18 protein-coding genes are annotated in these 17,270 nt (G+C 61.5%); 10 read left to right on the top strand and 8 right to left on the bottom strand.

Features of this window, described 5'->3' with window-relative positions:
- The first annotated feature begins 99 nt into the window (after nt 1-99).
- From SPH52_RS19025 to SPH52_RS18990, 8 genes are all read left to right on the top strand, one after another.
- A complete protein-coding gene (locus SPH52_RS19025; protein WP_411796636.1) occupies nt 100-1,434 on the top strand; it encodes an ABC transporter substrate-binding protein in 1,335 nt (444 codons plus the stop codon).
- A 66-nt stretch (nt 1,435-1,500) separates the two neighbouring features.
- Nucleotides 1,501-2,823: an ABC transporter substrate-binding protein gene (locus SPH52_RS19020; protein WP_411796635.1), complete on the top strand. Its 1,323-nt coding sequence runs from the start codon at nt 1,501-1,503 to the stop codon at nt 2,821-2,823.
- Nucleotides 2,824-2,963: 140 nt separating this feature from the next.
- The gene (locus SPH52_RS19015) at nt 2,964-3,863 is read left to right on the top strand and encodes a branched-chain amino acid ABC transporter permease (protein ID WP_411796634.1); all 900 of its coding nucleotides are present in this window, start codon (nt 2,964-2,966) and stop codon (nt 3,861-3,863) included.
- Nucleotides 3,863-4,795, top strand: a complete 933-nt coding sequence (locus tag SPH52_RS19010; RefSeq protein WP_411796633.1) for a branched-chain amino acid ABC transporter permease — start codon at nt 3,863-3,865, stop codon at nt 4,793-4,795. The genes SPH52_RS19015 and SPH52_RS19010 overlap by 1 nt, the downstream gene beginning before the upstream one ends.
- Nucleotides 4,792-5,574, top strand: a complete 783-nt coding sequence (locus SPH52_RS19005) for an ABC transporter ATP-binding protein (protein ID WP_411796632.1) — start codon at nt 4,792-4,794, stop codon at nt 5,572-5,574. The genes SPH52_RS19010 and SPH52_RS19005 overlap by 4 nt, the downstream gene beginning before the upstream one ends.
- Nucleotide 5,575: 1 nt before the next feature.
- Nucleotides 5,576-6,292 (top strand): ATP-binding cassette domain-containing protein, encoded by a 717-nt coding sequence (locus tag SPH52_RS19000; protein ID WP_411796631.1) that lies wholly within the window; start codon nt 5,576-5,578, stop codon nt 6,290-6,292.
- Nucleotides 6,289-7,419 carry a zinc-dependent alcohol dehydrogenase family protein gene (locus SPH52_RS18995; RefSeq protein WP_411796630.1) on the top strand — a complete coding sequence of 377 codons (1,131 nt, stop codon included), beginning with the start codon at nt 6,289-6,291 and terminating at the stop codon, nt 7,417-7,419. The genes SPH52_RS19000 and SPH52_RS18995 overlap by 4 nt, the downstream gene beginning before the upstream one ends.
- Before the next feature lie 66 nt (nt 7,420-7,485).
- Entirely contained in the window at nt 7,486-8,529 is a 1,044-nt protein-coding gene (locus tag SPH52_RS18990) for a cyclase family protein (protein ID WP_411796629.1), read from the top strand.
- Nucleotides 8,530-8,583: 54 nt separating this feature from the next.
- On the opposite strand, the gene SPH52_RS18985 is transcribed toward SPH52_RS18990, so the two are convergent.
- Genes SPH52_RS18985 through SPH52_RS18970 form a run of 4 tightly spaced genes read right to left on the bottom strand, consistent with a single transcriptional unit; the run spans nt 8,584 to nt 11,774 of the window.
- A complete protein-coding gene (locus tag SPH52_RS18985) occupies nt 8,584-9,426 on the bottom strand; it encodes a DUF6999 family protein (protein ID WP_411796628.1) in 843 nt (280 codons plus the stop codon).
- Nucleotides 9,419-10,102, bottom strand: a complete 684-nt coding sequence (locus SPH52_RS18980; RefSeq protein ID WP_411796627.1) for an iron-containing redox enzyme family protein — start codon at nt 10,100-10,102, stop codon at nt 9,419-9,421. The genes SPH52_RS18985 and SPH52_RS18980 overlap by 8 nt, the downstream gene beginning before the upstream one ends.
- A gap of 2 nt (nt 10,103-10,104) precedes the next feature.
- Entirely contained in the window at nt 10,105-11,208 is a 1,104-nt protein-coding gene (locus SPH52_RS18975; RefSeq protein WP_411796626.1) for a beta-ketoacyl-ACP synthase III, read from the bottom strand.
- Nucleotides 11,205-11,774, bottom strand: coding sequence for a diguanylate cyclase (locus SPH52_RS18970; RefSeq protein ID WP_411796625.1), 570 nt, complete (start codon nt 11,772-11,774; stop codon nt 11,205-11,207). Before SPH52_RS18970 ends, SPH52_RS18975 begins: the two co-directional genes overlap by 4 nt.
- Before the next feature lie 168 nt (nt 11,775-11,942).
- Here SPH52_RS18970 and SPH52_RS18965 point away from each other — a divergent pair, with 168 nt between their 5' ends.
- Both SPH52_RS18965 and SPH52_RS18960 read left to right on the top strand, forming a co-directional pair.
- Nucleotides 11,943-13,289 (top strand): acyltransferase family protein, encoded by a 1,347-nt coding sequence (locus tag SPH52_RS18965; RefSeq protein WP_411796624.1) that lies wholly within the window; start codon nt 11,943-11,945, stop codon nt 13,287-13,289.
- A 122-nt stretch (nt 13,290-13,411) separates the two neighbouring features.
- The gene (locus SPH52_RS18960; protein WP_411796623.1) at nt 13,412-14,272 is read left to right on the top strand and encodes a dienelactone hydrolase family protein; all 861 of its coding nucleotides are present in this window, start codon (nt 13,412-13,414) and stop codon (nt 14,270-14,272) included.
- Between the two features lie 521 nt (nt 14,273-14,793).
- Here the strand turns inward: SPH52_RS18960 and SPH52_RS18955 are convergent.
- The 4 genes from SPH52_RS18955 to SPH52_RS18940 all read right to left on the bottom strand — a co-directional run.
- Nucleotides 14,794-15,072: a PAAR domain-containing protein gene (locus tag SPH52_RS18955; RefSeq protein WP_411796622.1), complete on the bottom strand. Its 279-nt coding sequence runs from the start codon at nt 15,070-15,072 to the stop codon at nt 14,794-14,796.
- Nucleotides 15,073-15,098: 26 nt separating this feature from the next.
- Nucleotides 15,099-15,983 (bottom strand): tetratricopeptide repeat protein, encoded by an 885-nt coding sequence (locus SPH52_RS18950; RefSeq protein WP_411796621.1) that lies wholly within the window; start codon nt 15,981-15,983, stop codon nt 15,099-15,101.
- Between the two features lie 81 nt (nt 15,984-16,064).
- Nucleotides 16,065-16,937, bottom strand: coding sequence for a tetratricopeptide repeat protein (locus tag SPH52_RS18945; RefSeq protein WP_411796620.1), 873 nt, complete (start codon nt 16,935-16,937; stop codon nt 16,065-16,067).
- Nucleotides 16,938-17,018: 81 nt separating this feature from the next.
- Nucleotides 17,019-17,270 (bottom strand): hypothetical protein (locus SPH52_RS18940; protein ID WP_411796619.1); only part of this gene is annotated, 252 nt, incomplete at its 5' end.

Below are 17,270 nucleotides of genomic sequence, written 5' to 3'. Positions count from 1 at the left end.
GCCCCTCGATTCCTGGCACGCTTATTGCTCAGGTTATGGGTGAGCCACTCATAACAACAATCACGACCACGCCGGACTCAACCGGTCCAGGAGGCAAGCTTGCCGGGACTGACAGCCCGCCTGCGCGCAGCACTCTGCGCCAGCGGTTTAACCGTGACCCTCGCATTCTCCATGAGCGTCGCGCATGGCAACGAGACAACCATCAACGAGACGACCTCGGTCGGTCGAGTGGAACTCGGTGCACACGTCGAGGAGGCAGATGCCACCATCGCCTGCCTCTATCCGATGACCGGTCGCTCCGCCAGCTACGGTCGCGACAGCATCGTCGCCATCCGCATGGCCCTCGAAGAGCTCGCCACGGATCCGGAAGCGCCCCGGCTCCGGGTGATCGTGGACGACTCTCGCTCCAAGGCCTCCTTCTCGGTACGCATGGCCGAGGACTTCATCGAGCAGGACAAGGCCAACATCCTCTGCGGCATCGTCAGCTCCGGCGTGGGCATGGCCGTCAGCCGGTTGGCCCGGCAGCGCAGGACCATCCTGGTCGGTACCGACCACGCCTCCTCCCGGGCCACGCTGGAGGAAGGTCACCGCTACTATTTTCGGGTTTCCAGCGACACCTGGCACTCCCATGCCGCCGGCGCGCGCTATCTTCAGGAACTCCAGCAGGAGAGCGGCTGGAGGAAGATCGCCTTTCTCGGCCCCGATTACGAATACGGTCGCGTCGCCTGGCGCGACCTGCAGGAAGCCCTGGATCTTTATGGCGTCAGCCATGAAGTGACCGGAAGCTACTGGCCGAAGCTCTATGAGCCGGATTACTCGCTCTATATCCAATCCCTGCTGGAATCTCCTCCGGACGTGCTGGTCGTTGCACTGTGGGGCGGAGATTTCACGGCCTTCATCGACCAGGCTCGTACGACTCGCCTGTTCGACCTCATGCGAGTGGCTAACTTCGATACCGGCGGCGATTACGAAAGCCTGGCCGCCCTCGGCGAGACGCCCCCGGAAGGGCTCATCCTCTCCGCACGTCATCACGTCAACTGGCCAGATACGGCGCTGAACCGCCAATTCGTCTCTCGCTTCCACGAGCTTACCGGACGCTACCCCAACTACTCGGCCCAAGGGGCCTGGGCCGGCATTCTCATCATTGCCAAAGCCATCGCGCTGGTGGGTGACGTGACCGATACCGAAGCGATGGTGGAAGCGCTGGAAGGGTTGGAAATCCAGCTTCCCAAGGATCCGGAAGGCTATGTCTCCTACATCGATGCCACCACGCATCAGATCATCCAGGCCCAGGCCATCGGCACGCCCGTAGCCAGCCAGGAATATCCCCCGGCCCGGGTGGTTCTGGGCAACTGGAAGGTCTACGACGCCGAATCCCTGAAACCTTCACCGTCGCTCATCGAGAGGCGACGCGGGAGGTCTGGTGGCGGCTAGCCCGCTCACCTTTCCTGTACGGCAAAGCAGCACGACAACGGCACAACAACAACCAAGGAGTCATCCATGAAGCGCGCAACTCGATTCTCAGGCTGGCAGCGAACCCTGCTGGGCACCACCGCCACGGTGGCGATCGTCTCGGCCGGGCTGGTCTCCACCACCACCGTCGCCAAGGCGGAAGACACTTTCAAGGTCGGTCTCGTGACCTTTCTCTCCGGCGGCGCCTCCGGCCCCTTCGGCGTACCTGCCGCCCAGGCAGCGGAAACCGTGATCAAGGCGATCAACGCCGGCGAACTGCCCCCGCCTTACGACACCCCGGGAGTCAACGGGCTGCAACTCGAGTCCGTGGTGATCGACGAAGCCGGTGGCCCCACCCAGCAAGTCGAGGAGTACCGCAACCTCGTGCAACGGCAGAACGTGAATGCGGTAATCGGTTATATCTCCAGCGGCGACTGCCTGGCCGTCGGCCCGGTGGCCGAAGAACTGCGTACCTTCACCATCGCCTTCGACTGCGGCACCCCGCGCATGTTCGAGGAGCTCGCTAGCCCCACCTACTTCTTCCGCACCGGCCTCGATGCAGTCGCCGATAACGTCGGCGCGGCACGCTACCTGCTGGACCGCCACCCCGACGCCACACGTATCGCCGGTATCCAGCAGAATTACGCCTGGGGGCAGGACTCATGGCTCGACTTCACGCTTTCCATGGAACAGCTGATGCCGAATGCCGAGATCGTCAACAACCAGACGCCCCAGCTCTTCTCGGGCAGCTACGGTAGCGAGATATCCGCCCTTCAGACCCGCCGGCCCGAAATCGTCCATTCCAGCATGTGGGGCGGCGACATGGAGTCGTTCGTTTCACAAGCCAACTCCCGCGGCCTGCTGGGCCAGGCAACCGCCATCCTGACCACCGGCGAATCCGGCCTGCATCGGTTCGCAGGGCAGGCACCCAACGGCACTATCCTCGGCGGTCGCGGCCCCTTCGGGGCTTTCATGCCGGAGAACGCGCTGAGCGAATGGTTCAACGAAGCCTACGAGGCCGAGCACGGCACCCGGCCGAGCTACCCCGCTTCGAAGATGGCGCAGGCCGTGCTGGCCCTCAAGTTTGCCGCCGACAACTCCGGCGCCGACGGCGTGCCCAGCAGCGAAGAGCTGGCCAACGCCCTGAAGGGAGCCGAGTTCGAATCCGTCAGCGGCACCGTGCGCATGGCCTTGGCCAATGGCCATCAGGCCATGCAGGACATGCTCTATGGCGAGTATCACTACACCCCGGGTGAGGGTGCCGAGCTGCGCAATGTCCGCTCCTACCGCGGTGAGTGTGTCTCTGCCCCGGATGGCCAGAATGCCCAAGAGTGGATTCGTGCGGGCTTCCCCGGCGCCCAGTGCGATTGAACTCTCTCCCGCCGGCAGCCTTGGCGCTGCCGGCCAGCGAGAACGACTGAACCTGGACGACGGTCCGTTCAGCGGCGCTCAGTGTCGCTGAACGGTCAGCGCCCAGGCAGTGGTTCCCCACCGATAACTGGAGCAGTGCGATGTTAACGGTCTGGGCAATACTGATTGACGGCTTCATCTATGCCTCATGGCTGTTTCTGGTGGCGGCGGGACTGACCGTCATCTATGGCGTCATGAGGATTCTGAACATGGCCCATGGCAGTCTTTATGCCTTGGGCGCCTACGCTGCGGCTTCGGCCATTGGCTGGTATTACGCCGGGGGTGGCAGCCAGCTATGGCTGGCCTTTGCCATCCTCGCCTGCTGCGCCCTCGCCATTGGCGCACTCAGTGGCCTGCTGATCGAGCGGGGCATACTGCGGTTGATGTACGGGCGTGACGAAATCCTGATGCTGATCGTCACCTTCGCGATCCTGCTGATTCTCGAAGATGCAATGAAACTGCTGTGGGGCACGACGCCCTATTACGCATGGCAGCCCTACGCCGCCATGGGCAGGATCGACATCGATGTGCTCACGGTTTCCGGCTACGACATCATGGTGCTGTGCCTGTCGATCGCCATCGGTCTTGGCCTCTGGTTCTGGCTGGAACGTACCCATCTCGGCAAGATTCTCCGCTCGATCATCCACGATCGAGAAGTTTCCGAGGCCATGGGCGTCAATGTCCGCCGCATGTTCACCATCACGTTCATGGTTGGCGCCACCCTGGGGGCCATTGCCGGCGGCATCACCGCACCAATCATCTCCGTGGTGCCCGGCATAGGCATCGAGGTCATCGTGCTGGCCTTTGCAGTGGTGGTGACCGGCGGTCTGGGCAGCATCACGGGCGCTGCCGCTGGAGCCATCATCGTCGGCCTGGCCAGGGCCACCTCGATCCACACCATGCCTCAGTTCGAGCTGTTCATCATCTACGCAGTGATGGCTGCGGTGCTCATTTTCCGGCCCAACGGCCTGTTCGGTCAGGTAACTGCGAGGAAAATCTGATGCCTCTACAGAAATCCGAAATCCTGATGATCGCCGCCGCCGTGGCCATTGGCCTGGCCGGCTTCATGAGTCCGAACTGGCTGATCTTCCTCACCACACTGGCCGTCGCCAAAGCGCTGGTGGTGCTCGGTGTGGTCATGCTCATGCGTTCGGGCCTGGTTTCTTTCGGCCAAGGGCTGTTCTTCTGCATCGGTGGCTATGCGGTGGGCATGGGAGGGCGCTTCTGGGGAATCCAGGATGCCCTGCTACTGATTCTGCTTGGCGTCGCGGCTTCGACAATCATTGCCATGATCCTGGGCCTGCTGTTGACCCGTTATCGAGAAATCTTTTTCGCCATGTTGACCATGGCCTTCTCGATGATCCTGTTCGGCGTCCTGGTCAAGAGCCATAACCTCGGCAGCACCGACGGTTTCAGCGTCATGCAGTGGTCCCTGCTCGGCTGGATACCGCAGTCCGGCATGAGCGTGTTCTGGCTTACGCTGATGCTCGGCCTGTTGGTGGCGCTGTTTCTGAATCGCTTTTTCCAGTCCAGCATCGGCCTGGCCTGCGAGGCGATCCGCGAGAACGAAGTGCGCGTGGAGTACATGGGCATCTCTCGTCGCCAGGTGCTCTACATCAACTATGTCCTGGCTGCGGCGATCGGCGCCATGGGGGGCTCGCTGACGGCCTTGGCTGCCGGACACGTCGACCCCGAAATGGCCTACTGGACCATCTCCGGCGAGTTCGTCTTCATCGCACTGCTCGGCGGTACCGGGCACGTGGCGGCAGCATTCATCGCCGCCATGATCTTCGCCATGGTCAGGACCTATGCGGTGGAGATCGTTCCCAACTCCTGGCAGATGATTCTCGGCATCGTGCTGCTGCTGATCATCCTGTTCCTACCCAAGGGAATCTGGAGCCTGTTCCGTCGTTCACGGAGGGCCACGACATGACCGAGATTCTCAGAACGGAAGGCTTGTCCCGCTATTTCGGCGCGGTGACAGCCGCGGAAGACATCAACGTCACCATCACCCAAGGCGAAATCGTCGGTGTCATCGGCGCCAACGGTGCCGGCAAGACCACCTTCATCAATATGATCACCGGCTACCTGCCCCCCTCTAAAGGCAGCATCTTCTTCAATGGCCGTCCCATCAAAGGGCTGGGGCCGCGCAAGCTGATGCGTGAGGGTCTGGCCCGATCCTTTCAGATCCCCCAGCTCTTTCTCGAACTCTCGGTAATCGACAATCTGGCTATCGCCCTGGCAGCCGCCCAGAACCAGCACATGCAGATGCTGCGTCCGGTGCGCACTCCCGAGCGCCTGGCAGCAGCGAACGAGATCGTTGGCCAAATGGATATCGCCAAGTACCGCAATGAAATGGTGACCGCGATGCCCCAAGGGGCACGCAAGTTGCTCGATATCGCCATTGCCATGCTCGGTAACCCCAAGATGCTGCTGCTCGACGAGCCCACCAGCGGGGTCAGCATGGCAGAAAAGCATGCCCTGATGGACACGGTCATGGAAGCAGTGAAACGACGCAACCTGACGGTACTGTTCGTCGAGCACGACATGGAAATCGTTCGGAAATACGTCACGCGCGTGATGGCCTTCGCCAACGGCGTAGTGATCAAGGATGGCCCGGTAGCGGAGGTAATGGCCGACGAGCAGGTGCAGGCCCTGGTGACCGGCAAGCGATCTCACAAGAGCTCTGCGACCGAGAAGGGGGATGTCTGACATGAGCCTGGAAATTTCCGACCTGAACGTCTCGATCGGCCCCATCACTATCCTGCGGGACATCAACCTGACGATTCCCACCGGCCAGATGGCCGGTCTGATCGGTCACAACGGCGCCGGCAAGACCACCCTGATCCGCGCCGTCATGGGCCTGTTGCCGGCTGAGTCCGGCACCATCCGCTTCAAGAACCAGGAGCTGACCCGACTCTCCTCCCATCGGCGCGCCAAGTTGCAGATCAGCTACATGCCCGAAGACAGGCGCCTCATCCCCGAACTGACGGTGACCGAGAACATGCTGATGCCGGCCTGGGCCAACAAGATTGGTGACGGCAAGAAGCGCCTCGAGTGGGTTTACTCGCTGATGCCGGAAATCGCCGACTTCGGTGAGCGCAAGGCGCTGCAGCTCTCCGGCGGCCAGCAAAAGCTGGTAGCCCTGGGCCGGGCACTGATTCCCGGGCGTGAGCTGATCCTTCTCGACGAGCCATTCGAAGGGGTCGCGCCAGTGTTGGCGCAACGGCTTTCCGCGGTCATTGCCGACCTGCGTGGCGAGGGCCTGACGGTACTGATCGCGGAGTCCGATGACAGCCACTCCGCAAGTCTGGTCGATCAGACCTGGCGCATCGAACGAGGCACCGTCTCGTTCGGCCGTCAGGGGCACGATGAGGCCACCAATCAACAACAACATCCTGCCCTGAAAGCGACAAGGAGTCAGCCATGAAGATTCGAGCTGCGGTACTGCAAGCCACCGGTGCCAAGCGCCCCTTTCAGGAGACGCAGCCGCTGGTAATCGAGGAGCTGGAGCTGGACCCGCCCGGCAGCAATGAGGTGCTGGTGCAGATCAAGGCGGCCGGCCTGTGCCATTCCGACCTCTCGGTCATGGATGGGAACCGGCCTCGACCGACCCCCATGGTACTGGGTCATGAAGCCGCCGGTATCGTGAAAGCAGTGGGCGATGGCGTGCACGACCTACAGGAAGGTGATCACGTGGTGACCGTCTTCGTCCCCAGTTGCGGTCATTGCGCGCCTTGCGCCGAAGGGCGACCGGCGCTGTGCGAGCCCGCCGCCAAGGCCAATAACGCCGGCACCCTGATTAGCGGTGAGCGCCGACTCCACCGGTCAGACGGTACGGATGTGCATCACCATATCGGTGTCTCCGCCTTTGCCGAGTATGCCGTGCTGTCACGCCACTCCCTGGTCAAGGTGGATACCGAACTCCCTCTCCATCATGCCGCCCTGTTCGGCTGCGCGGTCCTGACCGGGGTGGGCGCGGCGATCAACTCGGCCAACATCAAGGCCGGCCAGACGGTCGCTGTCGTCGGCCTCGGTGGGGTCGGGCTGAACAGCGTGCTGGGAGCCCTGGTAGCGGGCGCCTCGGAAGTGATCGCCATCGATCTGGACGACGACAAGCTGACCCTGGCCAAGGAACTGGGCGCCACCCAAGCCTTCAACAGCGGCAAGGCGGACTGCATCGACAAGGTCAAGGCATTGACCAACGGCGGTGTCGATTGCGCCATCGAAATGGCCGGCTCCGAAAAGGCGCTCGAGTTTGCCTATCAGATAACCCGCCGGGGCGGGATCACGGTGACCGGTGGCCTGCCGCATCCCGACAAGAAAGTGGCAATTCAGCAGGTCAGCCTGGTGGCGGAAGAACGTACCCTGAAGGGCAGTTACGTCGGCAGTTGTGTACCCATTCGAGATGTTGCCCGCTACATCGCCCTATTCCGCCAAGGCAGACTGCCTGTGGATAAATTGCTCAGCGACACCTTGACCCTGGACCAGATCAACGACGGTTTCGAGAAGCTGGCGGCGGGCAAGGCCGTGCGGCAGATCGTGCTGTTCGATTGAGCGAAGCCAGACAAGGCAACAACAGCGTTATTCCCAAGAACAACAAGTAATACGGAGATGAACGCCATGCTTACGAATGAACTGACTTCAATGATTTGCAAGAGCGGCGTAGTGGCCGGCCTGACTCTGACCGCGGCGGCGGCCTTCGCTCAGCCTTCCATGGAAATACTGCAACGTGACGCGCCATCGAACTGGGGTAAATGGGGCGACGGCGATCAGGTCGGCGCTCTGAACTACCTGGGTGACGCTGAAGTCCTCGAAGCGATCGGGGCGGTAAACAGTGGCAAGACCTTTACCCTGCAGGTTCCCATGACGGCCGGCGACGGCCCGGTGTTTCCCGGCCGCATCCCCGTGCAGCACTACATGTCGCAGGACGAAGCCCTCTACTCCTCGGGCAAGCTCGACCCGCTTGCTGGCGGAGTCAAATATTCCGATGACGTTGCCTTCATGTACTTGCAAGGCACGACCCATGTGGATGGCCTTGCCCATGGCTGGTACGGCGACCAGGTCTACGGTGGGGAAAGTGCCCAGAGTACCATTCACGGCCATGCTCACGGCGACGTGGGTGCCATAGGAGAGAAAGGTATCGTGGGGCGCGGTGTGCTGTTGGATGTGGGGCGTCATCTGGGCAGTGGAGAACACCACCGGCTGGCTCCCGATACCTGCGTCGGCCTCGACGACCTCAGAGCCACGGCAGAAGCCCAGGGAACTGCCATCAATCCACGGGATATCCTGGTCATCCGCACCGGGTCCATCTCCCGCTACTGGGACGAAGAGCCAGATGCCGCCTGGGATGCCATGACCGAGCCGGGCCTTTGCTACAGCCTCGAACTGCTGCAGTGGATCGACGAACTGGAAATCCCGGTCATCGCAGCGGACAACCTGGCGGTGGAAAAGGTCTCACAGGAAATCGACGGTGAAACGTACGTTATCCCGCTGCACGGCGCACTGATGCGGGACATGGGGGTGGTGCTATCTGAAATCTGGTGGCTGGAGGACTTGGCCGCAGATAGCGCCGAGGACGGTCAATACAGCTTCCTGTTGGTGGCCGCGCCGCTGAAGATGATGCAGGGCTCCGGCTCCCCAGTGAACCCGGTCGCCATCAAATGAACCGAAAACCGGGCCCGGTCAGGCCCGGTCTTGGCTGCACCCTATTCACTCTGGCTAGACTCGACGACGCAGCCGCTCCAGCCGCGCGTAGAGGTACTCGGTGAAGAAGCCGTGCATCAGGAAACGCTGGCTCAGATTCCAGGGGCCGACCAGGTAGTGCGGATATTTGTTGTAGGCCATCTCGGCCAGGGTCGGGTCGCCGATCAATTGGCCGATGCGGATGGCGATCGACTGGTCGAGGTTGAAGCCGTTGATGGCGTCGCGGTACTCCTCGCGGGTCAGCAGCAGGCAGAACAGGCACATGAACAGCGCGTGGGCGCTTTCGAAGTCCAGCACCTGAGTGCGCCGGCGCGCCGTCTCGAAGGCGCCCTCTTCCAGCGGGCGCCAGTTCGTCCAGTTGATGGCATCCGGCGCCAGCGGTGCCGGGCGCTGCTGCCAATGGCCCATCTCCTCGATCACCCGGAACAGCTCCTGATCGTGCTTGACGAAGCTGGCATCGAGCATGTCGTCGATACACCGGGGGTAGAGCCCCAGGGGCTCGACCGTCACCTCCGGGCTGTTGTCGATGAGGAAGTTGAGGATATTGGACTCGGTGGCGAAGTGGCGCAGGATCAGCTGGTTGGCGCTGGGGCTGACAAAGTGAGTACAGAACCAGCAGATCATCCGCTGCAGCAGACCATGGGCGCGGAACTGGGGCAGCGGCAGGCGCTTCATGAACCAGATCAGATGCAGCAGCATCGCCAGCAGGAACTGCAGCAGCGGGCGCAGCGACCAGCGCGTCGGGCTCTCGATGTCGTTCAGCCACAGTCGCACCGCCTCGGGCTGGATGGGTAGCGAATCGTCGGACTCCAGCGCACGAAGAAAGGGGCTGCGGGGCCTGCGCCTGGCATCAGCCATGGTCGACCTCCTCCAGTTGCAAGGCGTAGAGCCGCGCCACCACCCGCGCGGTGCGCAGGATCGACTGCTGGTCTTCCGGCGTGCGGCACACCCGGTCGATCAGCGAGTAGAGCTTGTCCAGGTGGGCGTCGTCGTTCTCGCCGTGGTAGCGCATGAAGCAGGTGTAGCGGCCGTCGCCGCCGGTGGCCTCGTCGATCCGCCGGGCCCAGTCGCCGGCCATCTTCTGCCCCAGCCCCTCGATGATCCACATGGCACCGATCAGGTCCACCGGGTTGGGCTGGCTGGCGCGGTACATCATGAAGGCGTGCAGCGCCTCGCTGCCGGCATTGCGCTGCCCTGCGCGGATCTCGTCCGGTTCGCCGCCCGCCGCCACGAAATCTGCCTCCAGCATCTCGTAGTCGCGATGCTCCTCCTTGGCGTGACCGATCACCTCCGAGCGCACGTCGGCATAATCGCGCTCGAAGCTGGAAGCGCCCCGGGTGATCCAGCGCGCGCCTTCGATCACCTGCTGGCGCAGGTGCAGCAGCAGGTTGCGGTAATCCTCGCGGGTGAAGTTGCCGCGTTCCAGGCGCTGGATGATCGGCACCCGGCCCAGTTGGCGCTCGAAATCGAACCAGACTCGCATCAGCCCCTGCAGGCACTCCTGCCCCAGTTGGGTAGTGACCTTGCTTTCCATGATTACTCCTCCACGACCGTAAGCTGCATGTAGACGTTATTGAAGCGGCCGCTTTCCGGCACCATGCAGAGGATGGTATCGCCAGCCTGGTAGTCCTGGGTGCGACGGAACTCGTCGAGCATGATGAACATCGAGGCGCAGCCGGTGTTGCCGCGGGTATAAAGGTTGGTGTACCACTTCTCTTCGGCAATCGCGGCGCCGGCCTGGGTCAGCATGTCGAAGATCTTGCCGCGAAAGTAGTGCGACGAGTAATGGCACAGTACGTGGTCAATCCGGCCCACCTCGACCCGCCCCTCGTCGATCAAGCGCAGCAGCCCGTCCACCCCGAGCTTGACGATGTTGTCGAGCAGGCGGACATCCTGTCGAATCAGCAGGGCGCCGGCGGCCTCCGCTTCGGCATAGGTGGCAAAGTCCTGCCAGCTTCTCTCGTCGCCAGCGGCTGCCCGGCCGACGCTCATGCATACCGGGTAGGCGTCGGCGTGGGAGAAACCGCGAATCCAGTCGATGCGAAGACAGCGCCGGCGCGGAACGTTTTCCAGCAGCAGCGCACCCGCGCCGTCCGACAGCATCCAGCGCAGGAACTCGGCATTGAAGTCGACCTCCTGGGCCACCGCCTCGTAGCGGCTGGCCTTGAACAACCTCGAGGCCAGCTCGCTGGCAATCACCAAGGCATTGTCGTGCTCCCTGGCCTTGAGCCCGGTGTAGGCCGCCTTGAGCGCCATCATGCTGCTGGAGCAGATACCATGGCTGCTGTGCAGCTCCACGCCGGCCACGCCCAGCTCCGCCTGCACCATGCTGCCGAACCCCGGCAGCACCAGGTCGCCCTGGCTGGTGGCCACACTGAGCATGTCGAGCCGCGACTTGCTGAGAAAGCTCTGGTCGAGGCAGGCCTGCCCCGCCCGAGCGGCCATTGCGCCGTTGCTGATCAGGGTGTTGTGCTCGGCATCGATGGCATAGTGGCGCTGCCGAATCCCGTTGGACTGCAGAATCCGGCGCTTTAGCCGGCTCGGCTTGCCATGCACCAGGCCGAGCACCGCCTCGATCCGCTCGTTGTCCACCGGCTCGCCCGGCAGGTAGTGTCCGGTACTGGTGATATAGACGCTCACGCCGGCTCTCCCCTGTGCTTCAGGTAATGACGCAGGCAGCGCAGGTTCTCCTCCAGGTAGGGGAACACGCACAGCAGCGCCATGAAGGTCAGGTAATAGGGCAGGTAGCGTTCCCCGCCGTGGGGTACTTCAACGGGCACGAGACGCATCTGCCCTGCCCAGTTGAATGTCACCAGGTCCATCACTACCGGCCAGTTGATCACCATGATCATGGCCAGCATGTAGAGCGGCAGGCTGCCCAGGTAGGTGTGGGCATGCATTTCCCAGATGCTGATGTGCCGCCGCGGCGCGGCGTAGTGCACGTCCCAGTGGGCCACGGCTTCGTGCAGTACCCAGGCCAGCAGGCAGATCAACAGCACCAGCACGTTGATGCGAAAGAGCAGGCACATGAGGATGGGGATGCCCACCTGAATGCCCATCGCCGAGTGCATCAGGGTCTCCTTCAGCCCCGAGGTCTCCTCGATATGCGTGGCACGGTGGCAGCACCAGTCGACGAAGCCGGCAATCCCCCATAACGGCAGGAAAACGTACAGCAGGACATGGACCAACAGCGTGTGGGTATCCATGGCGATTTCCCTCTGTTTCAGCGACTCTCACGACGCTCTTGCAAGGCGCTGGCGTTTCATGGATGATGTTAGGAAACACTGTTCGATAACTAATATCCACCAGGCGCATGGCATTTGCAAGCGCCAATCGAATGGAAACACGACATTATGAAACAGGGAACGCATAACTTGGACTCGTCATCGAAAGACGCCAGCGAACCCCAGGCCAGTCGGGACCGCTACCCCGATGCCCTGCGCGCCGGTGCCCTGCTGGTGGTGGTATTCGGCCACTGGATCGCCACTCTGCCACGGCTGGAAAACGGCCTGATGACCACCACCGACCACCTGCTGCTGGTGTGGACGGGCGCCGGCGTACTCACCTGGGTGTTGCAGGTGGTCCCGCTGTTCGTATTCGTCTCGGCAGCGGTGAGCGCAGACGGCGCCCAGCGCCGGCTGGAGCAGGGCCATCGCCAGCTGCACTGGTGGGCCGGCCGGGCGCTTGGCCTGGCACGCCCCACCGTCACCTACCTGGCGGTACTGGTAGCCTTCGTGGTCCTCGCCGCCTACACCGGGGGGCGCCTGCTCGGCCCGCTCAACCACTCGCTGACCGTTCATCTGTGGTTCCTGATGATGCTGCTTGGAGTGCAGGCCCTGCTGCCGCTCAGCGTCTGGGCCGACAACCGCTGGGGACTCAAGGCCGTGGCGGGCCTGTTGCTGATCGCCGCAGCGGTTGACCTCCTGCGTGCCGGCATCACCGCTCCCGGCGAGCTGATGGAGCTGGGTACCCGCGTCACCGCCAACGGCGGCGGCATCGGCTGGCTCAACGCCATCGTCGTCTGGCTGCTGCCGCAGCAGCTCGGCATCGCCTGGAAGCGCGGCCGCTTCTCGGGCCTGGGCAGCGGCCTCGCCCTGCTGCTGTTCGGGCTGTTGTGGCTGGCTGCCGCCGTGGCTTCGGGCTACCCCGTGGCCATGGTCGATGGCGCCTTCGGCGTTCCCAGTAACCTGCTTCCTCCGACCCTGGCCCTGGTGGGCGTGATGTGGGTGCAGGTAGGCGTCGTACTGACCTGTGAAGGGCCCATGCGCCGCCTGCTGGAGCGCCGCCGCATCGACAGGGTGGTGACCATCCTCGGCGCGCTGGGCATGCCGCTCTACCTCTGGCACAAGCTCGCCGAGCTGCCGGCCGCCTGGCTTGGGGAGCGCCTCGGCCTGCCCATCGATGCCGGCATACCGGGCGAGGTGGGCTTCTGGCTCGGCCGCCTGTGGTGGATCGTGCTGTGCATCGTCTCCGTCGCACCGGTGATGGTCGCGGTGGTGACCTTCGAGATGAGCCGCAAGCGCGATGTGGTCTCCGCCACCGGCACACCGGTCATTCTCGTCGGCGGCGCGGCACTCCTGGGTGGCATCATCGCCAGCCTGGCCCTCGGCGCCCTGCCCGGCGCTCTCTTCGGCCTGGCTGGCATCGCGGCTGCTTCCTGGCTGCTGCGCGCCCATCCACAGCCGGCAGCGACATCAACCTCTCGGAGCACGCCCGCCTGAAGGGCTTCAGGTAGCAGCGGTATACGCGGGCCTCCGAGGGCAGCTATGTTAGTAAAGGGTGGGGAGACATCTGCATCTGCCTGCGAGACCTGACAACGAAAAAAGAGCAAGGAGAGCCTCACATGCGCACACTATTCACGCTCTTGTGCTTGGTAACTGGGTTGATGGCAGGCTCGGCAGTGGCCCAGGAGGTCAACCTACCGCCAGAGCTCGAAATTGAATCCGAGGCGGCATTCGTCACGGCCTGGGGGCCACGCGTTGAAGGCGAGATTTTCGAGTATTCGACCGGCGGTGAAACCTATCAGGGCTACCTGGCACGCAACGTCAATGATGAGAGACCACGGCCGGCAGTACTGGTGGTGCACGAGTGGTGGGGGCTTAACGATTATGCCCGTGCACGTGCCGACCAGCTCGCCGCCCTGGGCTTCGTGGCATTGGCAGTGGATATGTATGGCGGCGGCCAAGTCGCCACGCATCCCGACCAAGCGGGCGAATTCTCCTCGCAAGTCATGCAGGATTGGCCAGCCGCACGTGCCAGGTTCGAAGCAGCCATGACCCAGCTACGCCAACACCCAGCCGTGGCAGATACCGGCATGGCGGCCATCGGCTACTGCTTTGGCGGTAGCGTCGTAATGAACATGGCCTTGTCCGGCATGCCGCTCAAGGCCGCCATCAGCTTCCACGGCGATCCCACGCAGGCAGCTTCCGCACGCGGGAATTTCAGTGGCGCGGTGCAGATCCACAATGGCGGCGCGGACTCGCTCGTCGAGCGTGAAGACCTGACGGCCATGGCGCGCGCGCTCGAGGCACAGGGAGCCGATGTCGATGTCATCACCTACCCCCAGGCCCTCCACGGCTTCACCAATCCCGGCGCTGACACACTGAGCGAGGAATTCAATTTGCCGGTTGGCTACAATGCTGCCGCCGATGCTTCCTCCTGGCAGTCTGCGCTGCTACTGCTGGATAGAACCCTCAATCAATAATTGCTCTACGAGGCCTAGCCTCAACTCCCACGGACAGTAGCTCCGCCCCCCGCTGACGGCTTGAAAGTGCAAGAGGCTCTCGCGTGGCCACTTCGCAGGCATCTGCGTGCCCATCCGCAGCCGGCTGGGGAGCCTTTGGGGCGCACCTGACCCGAGCGATGAGAGGCCGAATCGAACGCCTTGTAAGCCATATCCTACAAATTCTATCGGCAATGTCTTACACGCCGCTTGCGCCAGGTTAACGTCGAGAGGCCACCCGAATTGGCACAGTGGAGGCGTACTGAGCACGGAGGCTCAGCCAGGGATGACCGAGTCAGGAAGACTCACTATCCAGGGATGCTCGAGCGGAAGGATGCTTGAGGTGGAGGTAAGGAAGCGAAGATCCAGCCCGGCCGCAAGGCCGGGCTTTTCGTTGTGGCGTCATCTCAATTGTCGATGCCCGTGGCGGCAATCAGCGCCTCTGACAACTCCATAATGAGTTCTTCGGGTTGGCAGCGAATACCACCAGCGCTATAGAGGGCTCAACCCAGGCCGTGCCGGCCTCCCGAGGCCGAGATCAGCTTGGCGCCACAGGAGGTGTGGCAACCATGGTAGGCCACCGGCTTGCCATCGAGCGTGATGGTGGGGTGGCCCTCGACGATACTGCACACGCCATGGCCCTTCTGCGGGCAGCTTACCTTGTCGCCCACCACCGCTACTGGCTTGCCGTTCACTTGATAGCGGGACTGAGCGCTGATCACCCGACCGCCATGGGTCGTGGCATCGCCCAACAAAATTACACCGTCACCGGGGTCGAACATCGGCTTTCTCCCTGAAGGTACTGCACTTATTGATTGGATTCAGAGTTGAGGGACAGGGGCTCCCGGTCGCTCACATCGGGCTGGTAGCGGTAGCCATCGGAGGATGGCCGAACCACTCCATGTTCCAACTGCCACTGCCAGGACCGGGCGATGGCCTCCTCAATCTGTGCTTCCGTCATTTTCTTGGCCACCTCGTGCTTAGCCTCACGCCCTATTCCAGTACTCAGGTCATACATCATATAAGCCTTGACCAGGTCCTGTTCCGTACCGAGCCCTTTTTCGAAAAACTCGCCTGCATATGCCTGGGCCATTGAATCATCCAGCTCCACTGCTCTCATTATCCATTCAAAGGACTTTTTAAGGTCCACTGCCACACCAAGACCTTGGCGATATGTAATCGCCAAATTTCTCATGGAAGATGGGTAGCCAGCTTCTGCATTATTTTCGAGCCAGTAGAGATATTTTTCTTCGTCCTTTTCAATCCCCATCTCGGGGTCACCATAGCGGTAAAGATTCATGATATCTAGCTGTGCATCAGGCATACCTCGTTCGGCGGCTTCGGTAAGGTACTCCTCCCACTTGCTGGCATCTTTTTCGACACCTAGCCCTTCACGATACGCGATGGACAGCTCATCATAGGCCTCAGCTGCCCCCTGGTTGGCGGCTTCCCTCAGCCAGTACAGGCCCTGCTCGTGGTCTACCTCGACCTCTTGTGCTTCGAGACCGTACAGGTAGGCAGCCCCCACTAGGTACTGCGCTCGAACATCGCCTTCTTTTGCCTTGGCCAGGTTGGCTTCGAAATCTTGGCTATGTAAGATCTCCACAACCTTTTCACTTTCATCAAACACCATCCCCGCCTGTACGAGAGGAGAAAGCGCTAGCAAGATCGCAACCAGCACCAGCTTAATCATCGTGAACCCCATAACGAGTTCATTGTGCTAGCTGCGACCATCATCAATCCTGTAGCCATGGAGGCTCAGTCGAGGCCGATATTAGTCAGAAGTAAGAGATATGGGCTCCCGGTCGCTCACATCGGGCTGGTAGCGGTAACCGTTGGAGCTGGGGCGATAGCTGTTACGCTCTAACTGCCACTGCCAGGAAAGAGCAATGGCCTCCTGGATCTGCTCTTCCGTCATCCGCTCGGCCACTGCTTGCTTAGCTTCAATGCCCGGCCCCCCTCCTAGGTCATACATCATATAGGCCTTGACCAAGTCTTGTTCCACTACCATGCCCTTCTGGTAGTATTCACCCGCCATCCTTTGAGCACTAAGTTCATCCAATTCCACTGCTCGCATTATCCACTCAAAGGATTTTTCAAGATCCCTTTCCACACCTCGCCCCTGCCGATATCTGATGGCTAAATTTTCCATAGACATGGTCAATCCATCTTCAGCAGTTTTTACAAGCCAGTAGAGATACTTTTCCTCATCTGGTTCAATGTCGAGTTCAGAGTCGCCATCCTGATAGAGGACCAATAGGTCTATCATCGCCGACCTCAACCCTTGCTCGGCCGCGTCATTGAGATGCTCCTCGCATCTCACATTATCCTTATCTACACCCAAGCCCTGACAGTGTATTCTTCCAAGCTCATAATGAGCCTCTGCTGCTCCTTGGCTAGCAGCTTCCGCCAACCAGTACAAGCCTTTTTCATGATCTGCTTCAATCCCCTTTTCCGCCAGGCCATACAAATAGGCTGCCCCCACTAGCACCTGAGCTCTAACATCACCCTCTTCTGCCTTAATCAGGTTTTCCTCAATGTCCTGCGTAGAAAATGCGCGCACCGCATCTTCATCTTGGAAAACCACCTGGGCCTGCGCGAGAGGAGAGAGCGCCAGCAAGATCGCAGCCAGCACTAACTTAATCATCGTGAACCCCATAATGAGTTCATCGAGTTGGCTGAGAACATCATCAACCCTGTAGCCATGGGGGTTCAGTCGAGTCTGATATCAGTCAGAAGTAAGCGATATAGGCTCCCGGTCGCTCACATCGGGCTGGTAGCGGTAACCATCGGAGGATGGACGAACCACTCCATGTTCCAACTGCCACTGCCAGGATAAAGCAATGGCTTCCTCAATCTGCTCTTCCGGCATTTTCTTGGCCAACTCGTGCTTAGCCTCTCGCCCTATTCCAGTACTCAGGTCATACATCATATAGGCCTTGACCAAATCCTGTTCCGTGCCGAGGCCTTTTTCGAAAAA

This window comes from Halomonas sp. A29 (genome assembly GCF_046723295.1).
Lineage (GTDB): Bacteria > Pseudomonadota > Gammaproteobacteria > Pseudomonadales > Halomonadaceae > Halomonas.
The sequence above is the reverse complement of the archived record's forward strand: the minus strand, read 5'-3'. Positions and strand labels throughout refer to the sequence as shown.

Bases quoted from the DNA above. Each gene is read 5' to 3' on its own strand.
- SPH52_RS19020 (WP_411796635.1), top strand. From the start codon at position 1,501: ATGAAGCGCGCAACTCGATTCTCAGGCTGGCAGCGAACCCTGCTGGGC.
- SPH52_RS19015 (WP_411796634.1), top strand. From the start codon at position 2,964: ATGTTAACGGTCTGGGCAATACTGATTGACGGCTTCATCTATGCCTCA.
- SPH52_RS19010 (WP_411796633.1), top strand. From the start codon at position 3,863: ATGCCTCTACAGAAATCCGAAATCCTGATGATCGCCGCCGCCGTGGCC.
- SPH52_RS19005 (WP_411796632.1), top strand. From the start codon at position 4,792: ATGACCGAGATTCTCAGAACGGAAGGCTTGTCCCGCTATTTCGGCGCG.
- SPH52_RS19000 (WP_411796631.1), top strand. From the start codon at position 5,576: ATGAGCCTGGAAATTTCCGACCTGAACGTCTCGATCGGCCCCATCACT.
- SPH52_RS18995 (WP_411796630.1), top strand. From the start codon at position 6,289: ATGAAGATTCGAGCTGCGGTACTGCAAGCCACCGGTGCCAAGCGCCCC.
- SPH52_RS18990 (WP_411796629.1), top strand. From the start codon at position 7,486: ATGCTTACGAATGAACTGACTTCAATGATTTGCAAGAGCGGCGTAGTG.
- SPH52_RS18985 (WP_411796628.1), bottom strand. From the start codon at position 9,426: ATGGCTGATGCCAGGCGCAGGCCCCGCAGCCCCTTTCTTCGTGCGCTG.
- SPH52_RS18980 (WP_411796627.1), bottom strand. From the start codon at position 10,102: ATGGAAAGCAAGGTCACTACCCAACTGGGGCAGGAGTGCCTGCAGGGG.
- SPH52_RS18970 (WP_411796625.1), bottom strand. From the start codon at position 11,774: ATGGATACCCACACGCTGTTGGTCCATGTCCTGCTGTACGTTTTCCTG.
- SPH52_RS18960 (WP_411796623.1), top strand. From the start codon at position 13,412: ATGCGCACACTATTCACGCTCTTGTGCTTGGTAACTGGGTTGATGGCA.
- SPH52_RS18955 (WP_411796622.1), bottom strand. From the start codon at position 15,072: ATGTTCGACCCCGGTGACGGTGTAATTTTGTTGGGCGATGCCACGACC.
- SPH52_RS18950 (WP_411796621.1), bottom strand. From the start codon at position 15,983: ATGATTAAGCTGGTGCTGGTTGCGATCTTGCTAGCGCTTTCTCCTCTC.
- SPH52_RS18945 (WP_411796620.1), bottom strand. From the start codon at position 16,937: ATGATTAAGTTAGTGCTGGCTGCGATCTTGCTGGCGCTCTCTCCTCTC.